The 21,217-nt window shown below is 55.9% G+C and carries 24 protein-coding genes; 7 read left to right on the top strand and 17 right to left on the bottom strand.

Annotation, left to right across the window (positions count from 1 at the left end; translation table 11 throughout):
- Positions 1-281 precede the first annotated feature (281 nt).
- The 15 genes from Q0932_RS20075 to Q0932_RS20005 form a co-directional block, all read right to left on the bottom strand.
- Positions 282-1,706, bottom strand: a complete 1,425-nt coding sequence (locus tag Q0932_RS20075; protein WP_299356981.1) for a gamma-aminobutyraldehyde dehydrogenase — start codon at positions 1,704-1,706, stop codon at positions 282-284.
- A gap of 16 nt (positions 1,707-1,722) precedes the next feature.
- Positions 1,723-2,529, bottom strand: coding sequence for an ABC transporter permease (locus Q0932_RS20070; RefSeq protein ID WP_299356979.1), 807 nt, complete (start codon positions 2,527-2,529; stop codon positions 1,723-1,725).
- Entirely contained in the window at positions 2,519-3,460 is a 942-nt protein-coding gene (locus Q0932_RS20065) for an ABC transporter permease (protein ID WP_299356977.1), read from the bottom strand. The genes Q0932_RS20070 and Q0932_RS20065 overlap by 11 nt, the downstream gene beginning before the upstream one ends.
- Positions 3,453-4,442 (bottom strand): ABC transporter ATP-binding protein, encoded by a 990-nt coding sequence (locus Q0932_RS20060; protein WP_299356975.1) that lies wholly within the window; start codon positions 4,440-4,442, stop codon positions 3,453-3,455. The genes Q0932_RS20065 and Q0932_RS20060 overlap by 8 nt, the downstream gene beginning before the upstream one ends.
- A 60-nt stretch (positions 4,443-4,502) precedes the next feature.
- Positions 4,503-5,663, bottom strand: coding sequence for an ABC transporter substrate-binding protein (locus tag Q0932_RS20055; RefSeq protein ID WP_299356973.1), 1,161 nt, complete (start codon positions 5,661-5,663; stop codon positions 4,503-4,505).
- Positions 5,664-5,807: 144 nt separating this feature from the next.
- Positions 5,808-6,707: a LysR family transcriptional regulator gene (locus Q0932_RS20050; protein ID WP_299356971.1), complete on the bottom strand. Its 900-nt coding sequence runs from the start codon at positions 6,705-6,707 to the stop codon at positions 5,808-5,810.
- Between the two features lie 689 nt (positions 6,708-7,396).
- On the bottom strand, positions 7,397-7,753 hold the full coding sequence (locus Q0932_RS20045) for a hypothetical protein (protein WP_299356969.1): 357 nt from the start codon (positions 7,751-7,753) through the stop codon (positions 7,397-7,399).
- 374 nt (positions 7,754-8,127) lie between these two features.
- Positions 8,128-8,316 carry a hypothetical protein gene (locus tag Q0932_RS20040; protein ID WP_113822921.1) on the bottom strand — a complete coding sequence of 63 codons (189 nt, stop codon included), beginning with the start codon at positions 8,314-8,316 and terminating at the stop codon, positions 8,128-8,130.
- Between the two features lie 337 nt (positions 8,317-8,653).
- Positions 8,654-10,288 (bottom strand): chaperonin GroEL, encoded by a 1,635-nt coding sequence (gene groL, locus Q0932_RS20035; RefSeq protein ID WP_299356964.1) that lies wholly within the window; start codon positions 10,286-10,288, stop codon positions 8,654-8,656.
- A gap of 44 nt (positions 10,289-10,332) precedes the next feature.
- Positions 10,333-10,620: a co-chaperone GroES gene (locus Q0932_RS20030; RefSeq protein WP_113822945.1), complete on the bottom strand. Its 288-nt coding sequence runs from the start codon at positions 10,618-10,620 to the stop codon at positions 10,333-10,335.
- A 668-nt stretch (positions 10,621-11,288) separates the two neighbouring features.
- The gene (locus Q0932_RS20025; protein WP_299356962.1) at positions 11,289-11,810 is read right to left on the bottom strand and encodes a hypothetical protein; all 522 of its coding nucleotides are present in this window, start codon (positions 11,808-11,810) and stop codon (positions 11,289-11,291) included.
- A 349-nt stretch (positions 11,811-12,159) separates the two neighbouring features.
- Positions 12,160-12,993: a transglutaminase family protein gene (locus tag Q0932_RS20020; protein ID WP_366141441.1), complete on the bottom strand. Its 834-nt coding sequence runs from the start codon at positions 12,991-12,993 to the stop codon at positions 12,160-12,162.
- 340 nt (positions 12,994-13,333) lie between these two features.
- The gene (locus Q0932_RS20015; RefSeq protein ID WP_299356960.1) at positions 13,334-13,813 is read right to left on the bottom strand and encodes a hypothetical protein; all 480 of its coding nucleotides are present in this window, start codon (positions 13,811-13,813) and stop codon (positions 13,334-13,336) included.
- Positions 13,814-14,101: 288 nt separating this feature from the next.
- Positions 14,102-14,488 (bottom strand): hypothetical protein, encoded by a 387-nt coding sequence (locus Q0932_RS20010; protein WP_299356959.1) that lies wholly within the window; start codon positions 14,486-14,488, stop codon positions 14,102-14,104.
- Complete coding sequence (locus tag Q0932_RS20005) at positions 14,485-14,793, bottom strand: hypothetical protein (RefSeq protein ID WP_113822942.1); 309 nt, start codon at positions 14,791-14,793, stop codon at positions 14,485-14,487. The genes Q0932_RS20010 and Q0932_RS20005 overlap by 4 nt, the downstream gene beginning before the upstream one ends.
- Positions 14,794-15,056: 263 nt before the next feature.
- Between Q0932_RS20005 and Q0932_RS20000 the strand changes: the two genes are divergently transcribed.
- The 3 genes from Q0932_RS20000 (at position 15,057) to Q0932_RS19990 (ending at position 16,311) form a co-directional block, all read left to right on the top strand.
- Positions 15,057-15,497, top strand: a complete 441-nt coding sequence (locus Q0932_RS20000) for a hypothetical protein (RefSeq protein ID WP_299356956.1) — start codon at positions 15,057-15,059, stop codon at positions 15,495-15,497.
- Entirely contained in the window at positions 15,494-15,907 is a 414-nt protein-coding gene (locus tag Q0932_RS19995) for a hypothetical protein (RefSeq protein ID WP_299356954.1), read from the top strand. Before Q0932_RS20000 ends, Q0932_RS19995 begins: the two co-directional genes overlap by 4 nt.
- Positions 15,908-16,122: 215 nt before the next feature.
- Positions 16,123-16,311, top strand: a complete 189-nt coding sequence (locus Q0932_RS19990) for a hypothetical protein (RefSeq protein WP_299356952.1) — start codon at positions 16,123-16,125, stop codon at positions 16,309-16,311.
- Positions 16,312-16,368: 57 nt separating this feature from the next.
- Here Q0932_RS19990 and Q0932_RS19985 read toward each other — a convergent pair whose 3' ends face one another.
- Positions 16,369-17,103, bottom strand: a complete 735-nt coding sequence (locus Q0932_RS19985) for a Crp/Fnr family transcriptional regulator (protein ID WP_299356950.1) — start codon at positions 17,101-17,103, stop codon at positions 16,369-16,371.
- A 149-nt stretch (positions 17,104-17,252) separates the two neighbouring features.
- On the opposite strand from Q0932_RS19985, the gene Q0932_RS19980 reads away from it, so the two are divergent.
- A complete protein-coding gene (locus tag Q0932_RS19980) occupies positions 17,253-17,489 on the top strand; it encodes a hypothetical protein (RefSeq protein WP_113822911.1) in 237 nt (78 codons plus the stop codon).
- A 210-nt stretch (positions 17,490-17,699) separates the two neighbouring features.
- Positions 17,700-17,831: a hypothetical protein gene (locus tag Q0932_RS19975; protein WP_299356945.1), complete on the top strand. Its 132-nt coding sequence runs from the start codon at positions 17,700-17,702 to the stop codon at positions 17,829-17,831.
- Between the two features lie 515 nt (positions 17,832-18,346).
- Here Q0932_RS19975 and Q0932_RS19970 read toward each other — a convergent pair.
- Positions 18,347-18,553 carry a hypothetical protein gene (locus Q0932_RS19970; protein WP_299356943.1) on the bottom strand — a complete coding sequence of 69 codons (207 nt, stop codon included), beginning with the start codon at positions 18,551-18,553 and terminating at the stop codon, positions 18,347-18,349.
- 149 nt (positions 18,554-18,702) lie between these two features.
- On the opposite strand from Q0932_RS19970, the gene Q0932_RS19965 reads away from it, so the two are divergent.
- Both Q0932_RS19965 and Q0932_RS19960 read left to right on the top strand, forming a co-directional pair.
- On the top strand, positions 18,703-19,428 hold the full coding sequence (locus tag Q0932_RS19965; RefSeq protein WP_299356941.1) for a helix-turn-helix domain-containing protein: 726 nt from the start codon (positions 18,703-18,705) through the stop codon (positions 19,426-19,428).
- Between the two features lie 213 nt (positions 19,429-19,641).
- Positions 19,642-21,039, top strand: a complete 1,398-nt coding sequence (locus Q0932_RS19960) for a phenylacetate--CoA ligase family protein (RefSeq protein ID WP_299356939.1) — start codon at positions 19,642-19,644, stop codon at positions 21,037-21,039.
- Positions 21,040-21,217: the final 178 nt, after the last annotated feature.

Genomic DNA, 21,217 nt, shown 5'->3' with positions numbered 1-21,217 from the left:
GCCATGCTACTTCTCCTATTTGCAGAAATAGGCTCAGCCTAACCTGCTGGGTGAAGCAGCCGGTACATCCCATTAGCAGATGTTCGGTGTGTCGCGGCGGAATGACTGCTTTCTAGTAAAAGCAGACCTTCCGTACTAAGGGCAAAGTTAGCGTTCAAATGCTTAGCTTTCGAAGCGATCACGACAAAAAAAAGGGTCATTGAACTTTGTAGGACCGTTTAGAGAAAAGGCCGGATAAACTCAATCATCCGGCCTCATTACATTCTCAAGCCACGCTCTGCTCAGTGCGCAATCATTACATGGCGCACGGCTGTGTAGTCCTCCAAAGCGTACATGGACATGTCTTTGCCATAACCTGATTGTTTGACGCCGCCATGGGGCATTTCTGTGGTCAGCATAAAGTGCGTATTGACCCAGGTGCAGCCGTATTGCAAGCGGGCACAATTCTCCATCGCCTTACCGATATCCTGCGTCCAAACCGAGGACGCGAGGCCATACTGGCTGTCATTCGCCCAACCAACCACATCATCGTCTTCATCAAAACGAGTGACAGACACAACGGGCCCGAACACTTCGCGCTGGACAATCTCGTCTTGTTGCAATGCTCCGGCAACCACTGTGGGCTTATAGTAAAACCCATTGCCATTATGCGCTTCGCCGCCAGTGGTGATTTCCATGTGGCTTTGCTCGGATGCCCGCTGAACAAAACTTGCAACTCGGTCGCGCTGGCGCTGACTGATAAGTGGCGGGATTTCGTTTTGTGTGTCGTCAGCATCATCGTAAACAATCGAGGCTGCCGCGGATGTCAGGTCAGCAACCAGATTGTCGTAGATCTTCGAACCTGCATAAATTCGGCAAGCGGCGGTGCAATCCTGACCTGCATTGTAGTAACCAAACGCCTTGAGCCCTTCGACGACGCGTCCAAGATCAGCATCGTCATGGACGATGACAGGAGCCTTGCCTCCCAGCTCAAGGTGGGTGCGCTTTACCGAGTTAGCCGCGGCGACAAGGACTTTTTTTCCAGTTGCGATGTCACCGGTGATCGAAATCATGTCAACGCCGGGGTGATTGATCAGTGTGTTGCCAACGCTGCCCCCTTGTCCAACGATCACGTTCAACACACCCTTTGGCAGGATGTCGTTCATAATCTTTGCCAGCTTAAGCGCTGTGAGGGGCGTTTGCTCGGACGGTTTGAGGACAACTGTGTTGCCACCGGCCAAGGCAGGGGCAAGCTTCCAGGCCATCATCATCATTGGGTAGTTCCAGGGCGCAATTGACCCCACAACGCCAATCGCATCGCGCCGGATCATAGAGGTATGCCCCTCCATGTACTCACCAGCAGCTGGCCCGTTCATGTTGCGCACCGCGCCGGCAAAGAAGCGGAAGCAATCCGCAACAGCAGGCACCTCTTCATTGCGAACTTCGTTGATCGGCTTACCGCAGTTTAGAGCTTCCAGCTGGGCCAGTTCCTCAAGGTTTGCATCCACTGCATCTGCAATGGCCAGCATAAGTGCTGACCGCTCACCGGGGGTTGTGCATGACCAGGCTGGGAATGCCGAGCGGGCAGCCGCGACGGCGCGGTCAATTTGCTCAGGACTGGCTTCGGGCATTTGCAAGATGACTTCGCCTGTTCGAGGGTTCAGCACGGTCTCAGTCATCTCCGTACCTGCCTCGAAAGTTCCATCAATCAACATGTTGATTTCCATATTTTTCTCCCTGTTCTTATTTGCCCTGACCAGCAACCGTGTCGGTACCGCGGGTGAGATAGTAAGCGCCGAGGATCGGCAAGAAGGTTACGAGGACCACGACCATGGCCACAACGTTGGTGACGGGCCGTTGACGCGGGCGTACCAGTTCCTCGAGCATCCAGATCGGCAGCGTCTGTTGTTGTCCTGCCGTAAACGTGGTGACGATCACCTCGTCAAAACTCAGTGCAAAGGCCAACATGCCCCCGGCCAAAAGCGCCGTGGAGATGTTTGGCAGGATCACGTACCGGAAGGTCTGGAAGCTGTTGGCTCCAAGATCCATTGACGCTTCGACCAAGGAACCCGAAGTTCGGCGGAAACGCGCTACTGCGTTGTTGTAAACCACCACGATACAGAAGGTCGCGTGTCCGAGAACAATCGTCCAAAAGCTGAACGGGATGTCGGCAAGATTGAAGGCTGAGCGCAGCGAGATACCGGTAACGATACCTGGAAGTGCGATGGGCAGAATCACCATTAGAGAAATCGCTTCACGACCGAAGAACCGAGTGCGGCTGACCGCGGCGGCACACAGCGTGCCCAAGAAGAGGGCAATCACCGTCGAGATGGATGCAACCTTGACCGAAAGAGACAGCGCCTCCCATACGTCAGGACGGTTCCATGTCACACCGAACCACTTCAGCGTCAGTCCGGGGGGCGGCCACTGGTAAGATTTGTCCTCGGTCGTGAAGGCGTAGACAAAGATCAAGAGAATGGGCAGGTGCATGAAGGCAAGGCCAAGACCTGCGGCAATTTTCAAACCTTTTGAAGCGCGATCAGAGTGCATCGAATGCTCCTTTGCGTTTGGCAACCCAAAGGTAGATACCCATGATGACAATCGGCACGACTGCGAACGCGGCGGCCAGCGGAATGTTTCCGGCGGTTCCCTGGTAGGCATAGACCGCCTGACCGATGAACCGGCGCGAAGAACCGACAATTTGCGGGATAATGTAGTCACCTAGTGTCAGCGAGAAGGTAAAGATCGACCCTGCAATCACGCCGGGCAAGGCCAGTGGCAACAGTACATGCCGGAAACTCTGAGCAGGTGTCGCTCCGAGGTCTCCTGACGCCTCCATCATAGAGCGAGGAACACGCTCAAGTGCGGCCTGAATAGGCAAGATCATGAAAGGTAGCCATACGTAAAGGAACACAAGGAACGTCCCAGTCCAACTTACTGATAGCGAGTTGCCACCAATGATCGGGAGAGACAGATACGCATTCAATAGCCAGCTCAAATGCAAGGTTTCGAACAGCCAGTTCAGGATGCCTTCTTTGGCAAGGATCAGTTTCCAGCTGTAGACCTTAACAAGATAGCTTGACCAAAGCGGCAGCATGACACCGAGATAGAAGATGGCTTTCCATTTCCCTTTGGCATAGCGAGCCGCGTAATAGGCAATCGGAAAGCTAACCAGGGCAGCAGCGATGGTAACGGCGGAAGCCATCAAAACTGTACGTACAATGATGTCGAAGTTCGCAGGCGTGAATAGTTCGGCATAGGTCTTGAGCGTGAATTCACGGATAATAAGTCCGGAGAACTCGTCAATCGAGAAGAAGCTCTGAACCAAGAGGGCAAAGAGCGATCCTAGATAGACGACACCCAGCCACAACGCTGGCGGTGTCAGCAAGAGCAGGATCGTCAACCGCGGGTTCCGCCACAACGTGTCGGAGATTCGCGTCAGTATCCCTTTGCGATCCGTATCAAGAATGACGTCACTCATCCGTCATCTCCATCAGGTGGATATCATCCTCAGCCCAGGAAACATGGGTGTGTTCACCGATTTCAGGAATGGTTTGCCCTTTTGGAAGAAGGGCGACCATTTGACTGCCATCCAAGTCCAGCGAAACGCGTGTCGAGGTGCCAATGAAGCTCGTTGCGCGCACTTTAGCGGGCAGACCCTTGTCACCAAGCATGATGGCTTCTGGCCTTACGGCAGCGGTTGTCCAGGTGCCCGTCACTTTTTCTGTTATGCGGGGCGGGATCACGTTCGACGACCCAACAAAGTCCGCAACAAACGGCACTTCAGGGCGGTAATAGATGTCCTCGGGCTTGCCGACTTGAACAATCTTTCCTTCGTTGAAGACGGCAACCCGGTCGGCCATCGACAAGGCTTCACCTTGATCGTGGGTCACAAAAACAAATGTGATGCCGAGCTTGCGTTGAAGTGCCTTAAGTTCTTCTTGCATTTGCTCCCGAAGTTTCAGGTCGAGAGCACCCAGTGGCTCGTCTAGCAAAAGCACCTTGGGCTGGTTCACGAGCGCACGGGCCAGCGCCACTCTCTGCCTTTGCCCCCCCGACAGCTCAGAGGGTTTGCGACTGCCATAGCCCGGCAATGCTACCAGCTCCAGCGCCTCTTCTGCTGCGCGATGCCGTTCGCCTTTTGAAGTGCCGGAAATCATCAGCCCATAGGCAACGTTGTCCAGAACATTAAGGTGAGGAAACAGGGCGTAATCCTGAAACACAGTGTTCACATGGCGCTTGTAAGGAGGGACGCCCTGGGCTGGCTGCCCGAAGATTGAGATTTCACCCGCAGTCGGCTGTTCGAATCCGGCGATTAGACGCAGGCAGGTTGTCTTGCCTGAGCCGGATGGACCCAACATGGCAAAGAACTCGCCCTCTGCGACACTGATATCGACTTCGTCCACTGCGCGAACCGAACCGAAATGGCGTGACACGCCTTTGAAAACGACTGCTGATGTCATGGGAATTCCGTTTGGTTTGCTGGCCACCCGATGGTGACCAGCCATGTTGTTTTTTGTGGCTTACCGGCCGCCGATCACACCGATGTAATCGGACACCCAGCGGTAGTATGGTACACAGGTGCCTTGGCTTTCACACTTGGAAACAGGTGTCTGCCAGAACTTGATCTTCTCAAAGTCATCCAGACCGTTCTTGGTACAACCCTCGGCGGTCTGCATGCCGCGACCATCGGTACAGGCGGCAGGAACAGCCGGGTTCGCACCGAACCAAAGCGACAAGTCCGATTGCAGGTTCGAAGCCAAGGAGTGTTCCATCCACATGTAGGAGCAGTTTGGGTTCTCGGCTTCGACGTGCATCATGGTGGTATCTGCCCAGCCGGTAGCGCCCTCTTGCGGGATGACGGACTCGACTTTGACGCCATCACCCTGAAGCAAGTTCACCTGGAATGGCCACGAGCCAGAAACAGCCATACCTTCGTTTTTGAAGTCGTCGATCTGGATAAATGCGTCATGCCAGTAGCGTGAAACCAACTCACGTTGACCGCGCAGCAGATCCAACGCCGCGTCATACTGATCCTGGTTCAGTTCGTAGGGCGACGTAATCCCAAGTTCGGGCTGGTGATACATCAGGTAGTTGGCGGCATCCGCAATGTGGATCGGGCCGTCATAGGCCTGAACGCGGCCCTTGTTGGATTTGCCATCCGAAAGGGTGGTTTCTTCGAACACGACTGACCAGCTGGTGGGTGCTTCGGCAAAAGCGTCGGTCGAGTACATCAACACGTTCGGCCCCCACATGTAGGGCGTGCCGTAATGCGTATCGTTCACATAGTGCCACGGCGCTTCTTTCAGGCGCTCATCGACAGTGCTCCAGCTTGGGATCAGGTCGATGTTGACCGGCTGAACACGCTTGCCAGCGATCATTCGCAGCGACGCATCACCGGATGCGGTCACAAGGTCAAAGCCGCCTTCATTCATTAGAGCGACCATTTCATCGCTGGTGTTTGCGGTCTTGACGTTGACCATGCAGCCGGTGGCTTCTTCGAATTTTGTCACCCAGTCGAAGGACTCGACGGTTTCGCCACGCTCGATGTAACCGGGCCATGCCACGATGTTTACTTGGCCTTCGCCAGCACCGATTTCGGTGACCATGTCTGCGGCAATTGCCGGTGCAGCAACAAGCGCGGCACAGGTGATGGCCGTACAGGATTTTAGGATTTGTCTCATGATTTGCTCCCTGAGATTGGAATACGATTGGGGAGGCTCTAGCGGCCCTTTACATGTCCAATCATGTTTGGGGAGTAGTGATTTCGCAAATTCAATTACCAGAAAGATGATATCGGAAAAACAGATATCATACAGAACTCCAACCTAAGTGCTATGAATTCCCTGGACAATTTCAACGAAATCTTTGGCTGCGGGCGACAAAGGAGACCCCTTGCGCCATACCAACCCAAGCTGAACAGAAGGCAAAGCACCCGAGATATCACGAGACTCGATCCTGTCTCCCTCCAAGGACCACGGCCTGTAGACAAGATCCGGCAACAGGGCGATTCCTGCACCCGTTGCAACCAAACTTCTTACCGCTTCTACCGACCTTGTACGAAAGGCGACTTTTGGGCGTGCCCCCATCGCCGAAAGAAACCTCACAGCGTTCTCACCCATTTCATCAATGTCCAGCGCGATCAAAGAATCCTCAGAAACATCTTCGATACTGATGCTGTCTTTTTTGGCGAGCCTGTGGCTAATGGGAAGCCATAGCCGATATGGTGATACATCGAGAATCTCAACGTGTAGCGCCAACTTATCCAGCTGGTCTGAAATTACCATCACGGCAACATCTAGCTCCCCCCCAATCAGCAGGTGCTGTAGGTATTCACCATTGTCCTCTATGGCCGAAACGTCGACTTCTGGATTGGCCCGCCGAAACCGAGCCAGCAAGTCAGACATAACGTACCCAGCCATGAGTGAAGTGACGCCCAGCTGGAGATTGCCTTGAATCTCCTGCTCTTTAGTCTCGAGCGATCTTCTTGCCTCAGAAACACCAGATAGAATTGTCGTCGCATGTCTAAGAAACTGGTGTCCCTTGTGAGTAATGCTCAGCCCTCGAGAGTGCCTGGTAAATAGCTTAACTCCCAGATCTTCTTCGAGAAACTTGATTGCCTCCGTCACTGATGATTGGGAGATTGCCAACGACTGCGAAGCCCGACTGACGGATCCGTATTCAGCAACGGCAACGAAGTAATGGAGTTGACGCAAAGTGAAGGCCATATGTTCCTATATGTTATTACAAGCTTTCCCGAAACCAGATTGTGCCCGATGCGAATTCTTGGTCATCGGGCGGGAAGGATCGCTTTAGTCACCTCGATACGTTGACAGTGTAGTCGGCTAGTCTTGCAGTCAGGATTTGCATACCATTTAAGGTGCATTGGACTTCAATGTGTTTTGACTCCTGTCCTCGAAACGATAAGGGCTTTAGGGCAGCAAGCCAGGTGCTTGATGTCAGCTTTGTGCGCATAGCCATCTTTGGTCAAAACCGCAGCGAAGGTCTGGTTCCCGCCCTTCTTGTCGGGCGACGCAAACGGTCCTGACCGGACTTTCACAACAGTGACGAGCGCTGCGGCGCAGCTTCCCCAAACCAGTCATTCGTGCGTCGCGAAGCATTTCAGTATGCCGAATGGCTCTAATGCGGGACAAAGGGTGAATTCGCTGCGTTTGCGCAAGAGGCTGCTTTCGTGCGCTTTCCGGACCTTCACTTTGGAGTGTACACGAGTTGCACACCTCCAGTGGTTACGACCTTGGTCCAGTGAGACAGTCTGTCCATTCCTCCATAAGTCGCGAAGCGTTCGACTCGCGGTCAATGGCCAATAGCCATCTCCGGAAGAGATGCAGGGTGAGTAGTATTGGCAAGGACAACGATTAGAAGTGTGGGGCGTTTTCCGCCCCACACAGTGTATTCACTATGCGTGATGTTTCGGCATTTTCTGAAACACCACATAAAGGCCCGCCAGAACCAAAGCCGTTCCGACGACGCCGGCATTCCAGGCGGTCACAGGTTCGGTGAAGCCGAACAGCCAAGGAGTCGCTACCAAAATCAAACCGTAGGAAACTCCCAGGTAGGTCTGGACCAGGTAATGTTTGTTGTGGCCGTAACCCGCTACGGTCAAAGCCAAAAGACCCGAGAGAATGAGAAGTCCTGCATCGCCAACGAGGGCATTGCTAAGAGCCGATTGGCCGCCGAGAAGCATGAATGGCGACAAGATGAGCCAGAGCCCTGAAGCTGTGAAGGCCCATCTGAAAACTTCACGATTTTGCATAGCACATACTCCAACCTTTGGTTTCAGGAGTCGGTTTCAGGATCCGCGAGGTTGCCAAGCTCGACGGTGATAGCCATTTCCTCGTCGTCGACAAGGCTATCGCCATTTGTATCGATGTCCATGAACATTTAAGCGGTGAGGAAAGGGTACACAAGCTGAAGTTCAGCGAAGGATGCCATGCTGTCGCCGTCGGTATCAGTGTCGGCGGACATTGCATTGGCAGAGAATGCGACGGATGTCACAAGGGCAGCTACGAGAGTTGCATTTTTTCCAATCAATGTAGGGCAATCCATCATGGATTGCAGTTCAGGCCCCGGCATATTGCATTCTGCATTTGCGCAAACTGGCCCGTTTTTTCACGCGGCCGTTACTAATTACGCAAGGGCTTCCCTGGCAGCGTCGAGTTCGTATTTCGTCTTGATGTCGTCATTCGCTTTGTGCGCGGCCTCAGCAGCGTTGTAATGTCTCCAGGCCTGCGTTCTTTTTTCACCGAAGGGTGCGCCTCCACAGCTGGCTTTAACGGACTTCATCTTTTCCGAGATGGTATTGGTGTTGAGTTTCATTGTGGCGTCCTTTCCTAGGCACCTCGAGAAAGAGCGGCACGCGAAAGAAGAATTTCTTTTTTAGGGAACTGCCCCTTGCGCGCCGCTTAAATACTCGAAAACACACTTCCTACTGAATTTTCAGCAGGCATTCTCTAGCTAGCTTACATTCCAGTTTTCGACGCTTACACAGATCAGCTTGGAGCAATCTAACGTCAGAAAGCGGAGCCTTCAGACATGGTCTACTCAGGGGGCAGAGCGACCAAAGAAGCAAGGTCGCTGGTGCGAGCCGTCTTCAGAAATATGCTGCTCGCGGCTCATAAAAATTGGTTCCAATGCCGCGAGCAAAAGTTCGCTTCTACATCATGCCTTCCATACCCTCCATGTCGGGTATGCCGTGGCGGTTTGGCTTGACGGGTTTATCCGCCACCATCGCTTCGGTGGTAACGAGCAGGCCCGCAACCGATGCCGCGTATTCAAGCGCGATCCGAACGACCTTGGTGGGATCAATAACACCAGCCTTCAACATGTCGCCGTACTGGTCAAGCTGCGCATCATAGCCGAACGTCTTGCTGGTGTTCTCAAGTACTTTTCCAGCCACGACCGAGCCATCGACACCGGCGTTTTCAGCGATCTGGCGCAACGGGGCCTGAAGGGCTTTGCGGATGATCTTGATACCCGCATCCTGATCCGCGTTGTCCCCTTTTAGACCTTCCAGAACCTTGCCCGCATGGACAAGTGCTACGCCACCGCCTGGTACGACGCCTTCTTGGACGGCCGCACGTGTTGCGTTCAAGGCATCATCAACCCGATCCTTGCGCTCTTTCACTTCGATCTCGGTCGCGCCACCAACTTTGATCACCGCAACACCGCCCGCCAATTTGGCGAGCCGTTCCTGCAGTTTTTCCTTGTCGTAGTCTGAACTGGTCTCTTCGATCTGTGCTCGGATTTGGGTGACACGCGAAGCGATAGCTTCTTTGTCGCCTGCGCCGTCGATCACAGTTGTCGTGTCCTTGGTGATTGTAATCTTCTTGGCATCCCCAAGCATGTCCATCGTGACGTTTTCGAGCTTGATGCCCAGTTCTTCGGAAATCACTTGTCCGCCCGTCAGGACGGCAAGATCTTCCAGCATCGCTTTGCGGCGATCCCCAAAACCAGGTGCTTTGACACCGGCCACTTTCAGGCCACCGCGCAGTTTGTTCACCACAAGGGTTGCGAGCGCTTCGCCATCAATGTCCTCGGCCATCACCAAGAGCTGCTTGTTCGCCTGCATGACGGCCTCAAGCAAAGGCACCATGGGGGCCAGAGACGTTAGTTTCTTCTCGTGCAGGAGGATGACGCAGTCCTCCAGGGTCGCCGTCATCTTGGCGGTATCTGTGATGAAATAAGGGCTGAGATAGCCGCGATCAAACTGCATGCCTTCGACGACTTCTGTCTCGGTCTCCAGCCCTTTGTTCTCTTCGACGGTGATGACGCCTTCGTTGCCGACTTTAGCCATGGCATCTGCGATCTGTTGACCGATTGCCGCCTCGCCATTGGCAGAAATGGTGCCGACTTTGGCGATCTCAGCCGTATCGCCCACGGGACGGGACATTGCCTTGACCTCGGCAACAACGGCGGTAACCGCCTTGTCGATGCCGCGTTTCAGGTCCATCGGGTTCATGCCTGCGGCGACCGATTTCATACCTTCCTTGACGATGGTCTGGGCGAGAACCGTAGCGGTGGTTTTGCCGTCGCCAGCCTCGTCATTGGTGCGGGACGCCACGTCTTTGACAAGCTGGGCGCCCATATTTTCGAACGCATCCGAGAGTTCGATTTCCTTGGCGACTGTAACACCGTCCTTGGTGATGCGGGGCGCGCCATAGGACTTGTCGAGAACCACGTTGCGACCCTTGGGGCCAAGCGTGACCTTGACGGCGTTGGCGAGCGTATTGATGCCCTTGAGCATACGGTCACGGGAGTCCGTGCCAAATTTGACGTCTTTTGCAGACATGTCGGTATTCCTAAATGAAAGATGTGTGAAAGGGGACGCGTCGTTCAGGCCATAACGCCGAAGATGTCGCTCTCCTTCATGATCATCAGCTCTTCGCTATCAATCTTAATTTCAGTGCCCGACCATTTGCCGAACAGAATTTTGTCGCCAGCTTTGACGTCCATTGGGATACGCGCGCCTGTGTCGTCTCTTGCACCGGCGCCGACGGATACGACTTCGCCTTCCTGCGGTTCTTCTTTTGCATTGTCAGGAATGATCAGGCCGCCCGAGGTCTTTTCGTCGCCTTCAATACGGCGGACCAAGACACGGTCATGTAGGGGTGTAAACATAATGGAAATACTCCTTTTCGGGATTTCCGGATAGGGGTGGCATGCGTAGGGACACATTGGCACTCGCCACACCTGAGTGCCAATGTATGAAAAATGGCTATCCCGACGGAACTCTACAATGGGCTGTTGAACTATATTTCGCTCAAACGCGCTTTTCAGCAATCGCGGCCTGAACGACTGCCTACTTTACCTATTTCCCACCAATCACCAGCGCAGGCGTTCCTGCGACGGAGTTGACTGTGGCAGAGACCTTCGGCTTTTCTTAATTGGGTTTCTTGGGCGCAGGCGAATGATAGACCTGCCCTTGTGATAGAGCCGTCTGCGTTTCCTGTGACGGTGGGGAAGATCAAAGCCCTTTTCGCCCTATAAGACATCGGTCGGCGTGATGCGAGCGACGTCTAGACTGGGCGAATTGACGGGTCCGGTACGGTACTGGGAAGACGGCGCGGGCACCGATAGAGATTAGCGGCGGCGAGATGCACCGGGGCTAACGGGCACGGCGTTCCGCCAGGCGTTCAACCCCTTGCAGCGCCGACAGAACCGTTCTCCAAAACCTTCACTCCAGAAAACAGCATCGCATCTCAGACAAGGACGGTTTCGAGGAACGTCGCCAAAGGCCCTTCCGCGGGCGATGTCCGGGAATGCTACGTCGACCGAGGTTTTGTTCGTGATCATATCGAATCCGCGCTGACTTCCGTGCGCATAGCCGACGTCCCTGTCGGTCGTGGAGGCATGCCCTCGTTTTCAGCAGCATGGATAGACACCATGTCACGTGCACCTAGACGCGCCGGGTTCTGGTCTAGGACATCCCTGTCAGACTGGGGCGTTCGGTGCCCCGAATAAAGATGCCGCATATGTGCTGCAGAGACCCCGTCGGCCTCCATCACGAGGCGCACCATCGGATCAGCAAGCATTTCCTCAAGGAAGAAGTCGGACAACGCTCTGCCTGTCAGCTTGTCCCTGGCGCGGGCATAGTCCAGATCGGCAAGGGAAACGGTCAGAGACCGTGTAAGCCCCGGATGCGATGTCCGGGGATGAAGTTTCACTAGGACTGAGGCTTTCCAGGCTGCGGGATCCTGTTGACCCGGGGGTGAAACCAATTCCGTTTCGATCTCGTACTCTCCCGCCGGAAGCGTCTCGTTGAAGCCTGGAACGGTGAACGGGCGGGAAAAAACTGCAACGGTCTTGCTCATCAATTCTTCCATTAGTATGATCCTTTCCCTTGTTGCTGTGGGTGGTCCGCGCGCCCGTTAAGAATGGGGCGCTTGGCCGGTGCAAATCTCAAGGTGTCTTGGATTTCGCTGGTGCTTCCTTGCCAACGGCCTTGGACTCGTTCTCTTTGGCAGGGGTTTTCGCAGGCTTCGGCTTCATTGCGGCCGCAGCCCTGGCTGTCAGGTCCTTGAAGGACATATCATCGATCCTTTGATTGGCCGGTGCCAACTCCTCGTCCATGACAGACCGGGATGCTTGGCGCCAGTACATACTATATGGGGATTGGCGACCCGGTTTACGATGGCGCATCGAAAAAGAACCCAAGGTCGGTCAGGCCAATTCATCCGTCCAGACCTTGAATTCCGTCAAAGTGTTCTGACCGAATGTCTGGGTCAAAGGGACATCAGCGGCATCGCGGCCCCGCGCGATCAGAATTCTGGCAAACCGCGGCTTGTTATTCCGCGGGTCGAACATGTGCCATTCACCAGCGAGAAAGACCTCCATCCACGCTGCGAAGTCCCCGGACGGATGAGGCAGAGGTTCACCGATGTCGCTCAGATATCCGGTGCAGTAGCGGGCCGGAATGTTCATGCAGCGACACAAAGCGATGGCGAGATGGGCAAAGTCGCGGCAGACACCCTGTCGCTCGGCGAGGGTCTGCGACGCGGTGCGCGTTGGCTTCGCCTGCATGTAGTCGAAGCTGACATGGCCGTGCACAAAATCGCAGATCGCCTGAACGCGGGGCCATCCAGGATCCGCGGTCTCGAAAAGACGCCAAGCCTCTTCCGACAGGAGATCCGTGTCGCAATACCGGCTGCCTTGCAGAAATATGAGGGTTTCGAACGGCAGATCCTGGACTGCGTGCTGCAGCGCGCCCGGGGACGCGGGATCGGGTCGGCCATAGTCGCGGAAGATGCCATCCGTTGACAGCGCGAAGTCGCCCTCCGGAGCCATGAGGCGCGTACACCAGTTGCCGAATCCGTCACGGTAGCTTTCGAGCGGTACGCTCGGCGACGTCACGAGGTAATCTGCACGCTCCAGATCGCCAAAGCGCGAGTAGTGGACGTTCAGCATCGCGATTAACGGTGTCGGCTGCGGGAAGCTGTAGCGCAGACGACACCCGATGCTGACCCGCATGCCAGACACACGGCCGCGCCTGATCATGTCATGACTATCTTGCAAGAATGAGCGTTCCGAGGCATCGGGCCGGTGCCATCCTGCGCAAGGACGGGGAAGGCCAGGGACGCTATCACTCCAGCCACTATGGCCAGCCTCGAGATCAACCTTGCCAGCGGGTGTCTCATCGCCGCTTGCTCCTTGGCGGACCAGAGTCCGCCGGTTGCCGCGCGAGTCTTCGATAGCCCAAGCGTGAGCGTTCCAGTCAACCGTCGCGTGGGCGCGGGCGGCGGCGGGGAGCCCCTGGAATTCGATCTCGATGGCATGCCTTCGTTCTCGGCCATCTGGATTGCGAAATCATGCGGAACTGTCGGATCAGTGCGACCGGTCATCGGGGCGACAACTTGTGCAGGGCCGCAGCGGCAAGAGCATGTTCCTTCTGGTGGTAGTCGCCGCGGAACTTGCCATCGACCTCCACCTCCCAGATGCCGTTCCTTTCGCGCACTTGAACTCCACCGCGCTGCGGTGGCCGGTTCATGGAAGACCCCTGTTCTCCTCTGCCTTTCGGCGACACGGGTTTCTTGTCGGTCAATTTCGACTCCTTCGCGATGGGCGCGCGCTCCTCTCCGAGAAGCATCACGGCGCGAATGAATTCTTCCGCGTAGTCGTCGGTTTCGCGGTAATCGTGTTCGTGCGGCACCATGCGCATCGGTTCCACGAACCGTTCTCGCAGATGGTCGACGAAACGCGGCTCGGCACGGGCCATGTAGGCGATCAGGGCCTGCAGGATCCGTTCATGAGCCAACACGCGCCGTTCGAGATCCGTCGTCTCTGCTGCCGTCCTGGAAAGATGTTTCACTGATGTCATGGCTTATCAACCTTCACGCTGCACTATGGGACGCTGGATGTCGGGCGTACGAGTGTGGCCAGGCAGGCTATCGCCTCGTCGCGATCCAGCTCTTGCTATCCACCTACCAACCAAGCGCAAATCGTGCGCTTACGCAGGTTAGGGGCACGGAAATTAAGTGGAGCTGTCTTGCTCAGAAGCGGAAAGAAACCGACCTCGGTGGTCCAAGTGTCATTGACGTGCTTCCCGCTTGATAACCTGTATTCAAGCTTGAAACCTTCCACCATGAACCTATCGGCATGACGCGGTTCATCCTTCATCGACCGCGCCTTCCGGGCGCACCGGTGATCTATCGACATCAAGGGCTGCCAGACAAGCTTGCGCGATTTCGCGGTCCGGGACCTCGGTTCCGGGCATCGTCGCCCAGCCGGATGTCATGAGGGCGTCGCGCCGCTGGTAGGTTGAGGCGGCCCGGATCGTTGCAAGCTTGTCCGCCCGCGCCGGATCTGACTGCGCCATATCGAGGCAAACCGGAACCATGGACGCGACAACGTTGTCGCGGGACATCGCCATCGCCCTGTCGTTCGAGGTGCCGCCGGTCACCCAGCCACCCCAGGAAAATCCGACAATGCCGACAAAGGCGGCGCCGACTAGCGCGCCATAGATGCCAGGTTTGAGCCATTCGGGAGTATTCATTTTCTATCCTCCTGCGGAGAAAGCGCCGCTTCGCTGTGATTGTTCGTTTCGGATGTGTCTGCGTCCCGGCGCAGCGCCTCCTTTATGTCGCTCTCGGTCGTCAATCGGAGCTCACTTCGCCCCGCGTGAGCACCCTTGCCGCGCACCGTCATGTAGGTCGCCGTCCGTCGATAGGCCTCGAAGCTCAGCCCCTGGAGAAGCTCTTCTTCGACGAGAACCTCATAGTCGCCCGCGGGCAGATCGCCCGGGTATCCCTGCAAGGTGAACGGGTTCGAAAACGTCACCATCGATCTGGTCGACCGCATGTTCATCTCTGGTCTCCGCGATGTTGGCAGATTTGTCGCCCGCCACTGTCGACGGCCCCTTGGAGTGGGGGACGGACCAGTCGAACGAGTTACTCTCTTATACCCCGGGACCGTCCGACTGGCGCTGACGCATGTTAGTCCCGGGCATCGAACCGGTAGCGACCTACCTGGGGGCAGTCGCCTGCACTGACCTGTGTAAGGGCGACGAGACCGACCTGCGCGTATCCTTTGGGAAACAGGGATGATCTGCATTCCTGCAACCCTTGAAAGGATTGGCTATGGCCGACCCCAATGTTCTCAACCCGCACCCGCCCGAGTTCGATCAGTTTCTCTATGCCTCCGTCGGCGAGGACCGGAACGGATATGTCGTGACGGTTCTCTCCACGCTCGCGCGGCTCGGCCTCGATCCGTGGAAAGAAGCCGCTGATCTGGTCTCGCTGGGGCGCGACGGCGCGCGAGCGCGATTAGGGGCACTGCTTGCCCGATTTCGGGACGTACCCGCGCTCGCCAGCGATCACGGGAGGGTCGCACGAGACCTGAGCCAGCTGCTTCCCGAAGGTCGGGCGTCAGGTAGCCTGAAGCGAGCTGCCTCGACGGTGACCGGCGACCGCCCGGGGACAAGCGGAGCGATCTGGGCGGTGCTCGCGATTATCTTCCTTCTATTTCAGATGTTCATGGGTGGCGGGTCGGGGTCAGGCGAATGACCGTATCAACCGTGACCGTGAGGAGACCGGCCCATGCGGCACACAAGTCCGGTACGCTTTCTCCACACGAACAGGGCATACTCTGGGACATGGAAGAACAGTTCTGGACCAGCGGCGCCGACAGTGCGCAGGCGACCACAGCAACCAACGCCGTTATGGTCTTCCCCTATCCGCCCGGCATCCTTCAGGGTGACCAGATCTGGCCCCATCTAAAGCAGAGCACCGGCTGGCGCTCCGTTGTCATGGCCGAACGGCGCGTTACGCGGTGTCGTGACATCGCCATTCTCACTTACCGGGTCTCGGCTGAAAAAACCGACGTGCCGATCTACAAGGCCCTCTGCGCCTCGACCTATCTCAGCGATGAGGACACCTGGCTGAGGATATCCCACCAGCAAACTGCGGTGACTTGAGAAGCGCAGAAGCAATCGACTCGCCACAGGCGCCGGGACTAACCTACGGCAGTGTGGAAGACCTCTGGCAAGGCTAGGTCAGACATGCCCGCCGAATATTTGGTGGCAGAGAAGATTTCCGAGTACCTGAGTTGCGCGTCGGAGTGTCGATCCCAAAAAGGTCGGCATGCCGGCACGCTTCTTATTCTCGGAGCTTCCAGGAATGGACAATTCCAATGACTCCCGAACAGAACAAGACTGCCGAGAAGATGACCTCTGTGAAAGCCGAGTGGGACAAAGCGCCCGCTGGTCCGAAGAAGGATGCAGCGCTGAAGCACTACCAGGCAGCCGAGAAGGCGAACACGGCGAAGAACGACGCCGAGACCAACAAGGAATTCGATGCCGCGAAGCATGCGCTTGCGTGACAACCAGCGTCTGACGTGATCACCGGGGCCGCCTGCCGAATAGGGAGGGCGGCCCTCTCACTTCAGGAGCGGTCCGATCTGGTCCAGATATGCCGGATCGAACTCGGCAAGGTCCACCAAGCCACCATAGTCGTGAAACGTCACGCGACCGTCCCGAAAGGTCACCAGTCCACTCTCGCGAAGCTGGCGCAGAACGCGGTTCACGTGGATGGCACTCAGTCCCAGCACATCCGCGAGGTGGTACTGGGTCAGCGGGCAGTCGTACCCATCCTTAGTCCCCATGCCCACCAGCGCAAGCCGCGATCCCAACTCCAGCAGGAAGTGCGCCATGCGGGCGTTCGCATCACGCCGACCGATCCCGACGAGATGCTCCACGACCATCGCCTCGTCCCTTGACGCCGCCCAGAGCATGGCGGTCGCAAGGCGCGGCGTCCGTGCGAAGGCATCAAGGAGATCGCTCGCCAGCACTTCGGCGGCCTTGATGTCGACGATAGGTTCGAAGCTGTGATCCGACGTGCGCAACAGGACGCTGCGCAGTCCGAGAAAATCCCCCGGCACCTGGAAATCCACGATCTGCCGCGTCCCGTCGGCCTGGAGCTTGTAGGAACAGACCCAACCCGACGACAGAATGTACGCGGCTTGAGCCGACTGGCCCTGATGCACCATGTCACGCCCCGCGACGAATGAGCGACGACTCTGGTGCAGTCGTTCAAGCACGGCCAGCTCGATCTCCGACAGAGCGACGAAGGCCGAAAGCTTGCGGGTCAGAGGGCTGTGTTCGACTGATGTCATGGGGCCTCCCGGCGCGTCGTGACCCAAGAGCGGAAATCGGCCCGGACACTGCTCTGGATCAGTCCAGCATAATGCAATTCCTGCGAGAAGTACGGATTGATTTGAACCTTACCTGTTCCCGGTTCACGGTGCCACGAAAGGACCCCCTGATGTCCACGGCGAACGAACATGCAGGCGAGGCCGCCCTATCGATCTGCGAGGCGCTCCTGCTTGCCTTGAACGATCGCGGGCTGCTGCCGGAGCATGAGATCGTGGGGGTGCTTCGTGACGCCGCGGCGACCCATGTGAACGCCCTTGGCACCGAACTCGAAATGGAAAGGCACCGGGCCGTCGCCGAAATGATCAACGCCATCATCGCTGGCGGGAACTCTGTTCGACGCCCGTGATGTAATGCAGCGGCGGTCGTGATCCGCAATCTCGCAGTAGAAGCCGAACAGGCCCGCTGGAATGTCCGAAATCGATGCCATGGGCGGCATGATGAAAACCGGCTCAATGATGCTGTCCAACGACGCACGACAGAGTTTCTGCTGGCAAGAAACGTCGGTATCAGTCCGACCACTTGAAAGCACAACAAACATGACATTGGAGGAAATCAGATGTCCAAAGGCAACAAGAAGCGTGGAAATCGTGAAGTGAAGAAACCGAAAAAAGTAAAGGAGCAGGTCCCGTCGACGGCTGATTTCGCCAAGGAAAAGACGCCGCTCAATATCGGGAATAAACGGAAGTAAACGCTGATTTTCGGCGTACAAAGGACCAACCTCAATTGCTTGCCGCCTCAGCTTCGCAACGAAGACGATACTGTGCGATAGAAACGTGAACACCTGTTGTATACGACGCCCCACAAGCATCTGATATTCCGTCGAAATCGCCACCATCCATCACCGGAAAGACGCAAAAACCATCCTCGAATGACCGCTTCATACCAGCCTTCAGACCTTGGTGCACATTGCAGCATCGGTCAAAGTAGGGCTCAATGCCGACATGCGGCGGTGCAGCAACATCATTGCGGCGAAATCACATGACATCCCCGTTGCCCGATGGCGGCTTCCAGCCCTGAGCTGACTCACAGCCCGGAACGCGAACTTCCAATGGCCGACCTTCGCCGCGCGGGTTGCGAACTGGCAAGTTGCGGGACATAGCTGCCAGCGATCAACCGTCGCCATAATGGCAGCTATGCGAGGTTAAGGGGAATCAACGGTTTTGTAATTGATCGTTGCTGTTGCCCTCAGAGGAAAGGAGGTCATCAAAGCTGCAGCGCATAAAGCGGCGCGGCCATACCATAGAAAAAGATTGCGACGGACGCCATCAGGGCAATGGTCACGGCAACTATCAGGATTGGTCTTGCCCCCTTTTCGTTGGGTGAAAAATCGCGAAGGCTTCCCTCGGTATTGGCGAATTTTTCAACGGACTCGAGGTAGGATTTGTTTTCGATTAGATATGGATCGTGCATCACAAAGTTCCTTTCAATCGGTGATGCAAACAGATTTCCACATCGCAAAACGGATGGGGTAGTGCACGTTATGAAGTGGACCCGGTACAGAAACTGAACTGGATGAGTAGAAGCAGCCCGATTACTCTGGCTTCCAAGGAGGATGGGTCATGAACTCGAAACCTTATGGATTAATTTGCCCGATTACACACGCGTGCGAAGTTCTAGAACCGCGATGGACGATACCAATCCTTTCGGAAATGTGGGGCGGTTCATCACGGTTTAACGACATTAAACGAGGGGTCGGAAACATCTCCCCGGCGCTTTTGTCCAAGCGGCTCAAAGAACTTGAAGAAAAGGGGTTGATTGAACGGATAGAGGACCCTGCCACCGGAAATGTCGACTACATACGCACGCAAACAGCCATCGAGCTTGAGCCTGCGCTCGACGCTCTTGGCAAATGGGCCCAATGCAATATTGCCGCAGAAAAGGCATTGGGGGATGCAGATGTGCCCAATCTGATCTGGCAGATGCGAAACTACTTTATCGTGGATGAGCTTCCCAACCGTCAGGTTGTGATACGGTTTCACTTTAATGATCCCGATCTTGAATATGACACCTACTGGGCACTGATCCGTCCTGGCATGCCCGTTGAGATGTGCAGCACAATCCGCGGGTTGGACGTGGATCTCTACGTGGAAACGGATCGCGTGTCATTGTGCTCACTCTTTTTGAGCAGGACAACGATACCGCGTGAAATCGAAGCTGGCCGGTTGTTTCTGAGTGGCGACGCGAAACTTGCCCGTACAATGGATCGTTGGCTCGGCCGACGCACCAAAGAGGACCCGGACGAAGTGCGCCAACTCGATACTGCATGTGCTCTGTCGCCGACTTGAATGTACAAGCGGTCAATCGCTTTGGTCTGCTCCAATGGCTGTTTGGCGGGACGGAGCTGCCGTTTGGTGTTGGTGACCTCATGTCCGCTTTCGCGGTATCTCAGGTGACTTTGATCCTGCGCGGCTGTCAGATTTGACATTGGTCAATGCAGCCCAGCTCTTTGCTATAGTTAAAAATTAACGACTTTTCCGACGCGGGATACAAAACGAGAAATGCCAGAAAACATGCATCTTAGTTTTCATAAAGCATTAGGGTATTTGATTGGTGGACTCTGGACAGGTTGGGGCGGACGTACGCGAATAGAAGCCAAGCAACTCCGCAACCTGCGGCGCCTCGTGGATAAGGCGCGTGGTGACTCACCTCTGTTTCGCCGACTATACGCAGAGCTGCCACCAACTGCCGAGATCGAACTTCACGACTTACCGGTGACCCATAAGCCCGAACTCATGGCGGAGTTCGACGACTGGCTGACAATCCGCTCTCTTCCACTTGACAAGGCCCGCGAACATCTGCGGGACCTGCGCAAGGTTGGTGTGCCTATCGACGATGTCGCCGTTTTTCAGACCTCCGGGACTTCGGGCGAACCTGCCGTCATCGTCTTGTCTGAATCATTCGTGGAATATGCCTATGGCATCATGCTCGCACGCTTCGAACGATATCATCGGAAGCTCGTGCGAGACGTCCGAAAACTTGGCGACAGGGTGACGATTACAGGAGGGAACGGCCATTTTGCCGGAAACGGTTTCAACAAACTAGTGCAACGTTTGAACCCCCGGCTTGCCAAGGGCTTTGGTGTCACCTTTGTCGAGGCTGAACAGCCAATTGGTCAGCTTGTCAAAAGACTGAATGCGATTGGGAACATCGCTTGGATCGTGACGTACCCCAGCATGCTGGCCATTCTAGTCCAGGAAAAAGAGGCCAGGCGGCTGCGGATCGAACCGGCGTTCATTACCACAGGAGGCGAGACACTCACCGACGATCTCCGCGAACGGGTCGGGCGAGCCTTTCCGTCGCTGAAATACGGCATTGCCGATCCCTATGGGTGCACCGAGTGCTTGGCGCTTTCGTTCGAGTGTAGCCACGGGAGGAAACACGTGAATGAAGATTGGGTTATCCTCGAAGCGGTCGACGAAGCAATGCAACCCGTTCCCGACGGAACGTTGTCTGCGACCGCTCTGCTGACCGTGCTCGCTAACGACGTTCAGCCCTTCATCCGCTATGATTTGGGTGACTGTATTCGGTTTGACCAGGATGCTTGCCCCTGTGGATCGCCGCTTCGTAGTTTGCAGGTCGAGGGACGCCAAGCGACGTTGGTTCGCGTAGGCGAGGTGACCCTGTCGCCACTGATTTTCGATTTTGAGCACGACCAAGCTCAGCGCATCCAGTTGATCCAGACTGGCGAATTCGATTTCGAGCTGCGCGTGCAACTGGCAACGGGTGCGGCGGAGGGGCTTGTTCTTGAGGAAGTCATCGGGTCGGTGAAGAAAGTATTCCGCGACAACGGCCTAGATGACGTCACAGTTCGAGCAAGTAAAGGATCTCCCGAATTCACCGCAAGCGGCAAATTCCACGAAGTTGTGCCTTTGCGAAACTCTAGGTCACCTTCATGAGATAAACCGGCAGTCGCCAGTAAATCTCTGAGAAAGTGTGTTCTTGGCTTTCCTCTTCCAACTACGCGGGGTTCTTCCCTTCGTCAAAGCCGACATTCGCCGCTGAGCCTCCCCATCTGAATGGGTCCACCGTTAAGGTTAGGAAACGGAGGACTAAGAATGGCAAACAAGCGACTGA

The organism is uncultured Shimia sp. (assembly GCF_947498095.1).
Classification (GTDB): domain Bacteria; phylum Pseudomonadota; class Alphaproteobacteria; order Rhodobacterales; family Rhodobacteraceae; genus Shimia.
This window is presented reverse-complemented; position numbering and strand designations above follow the sequence as displayed.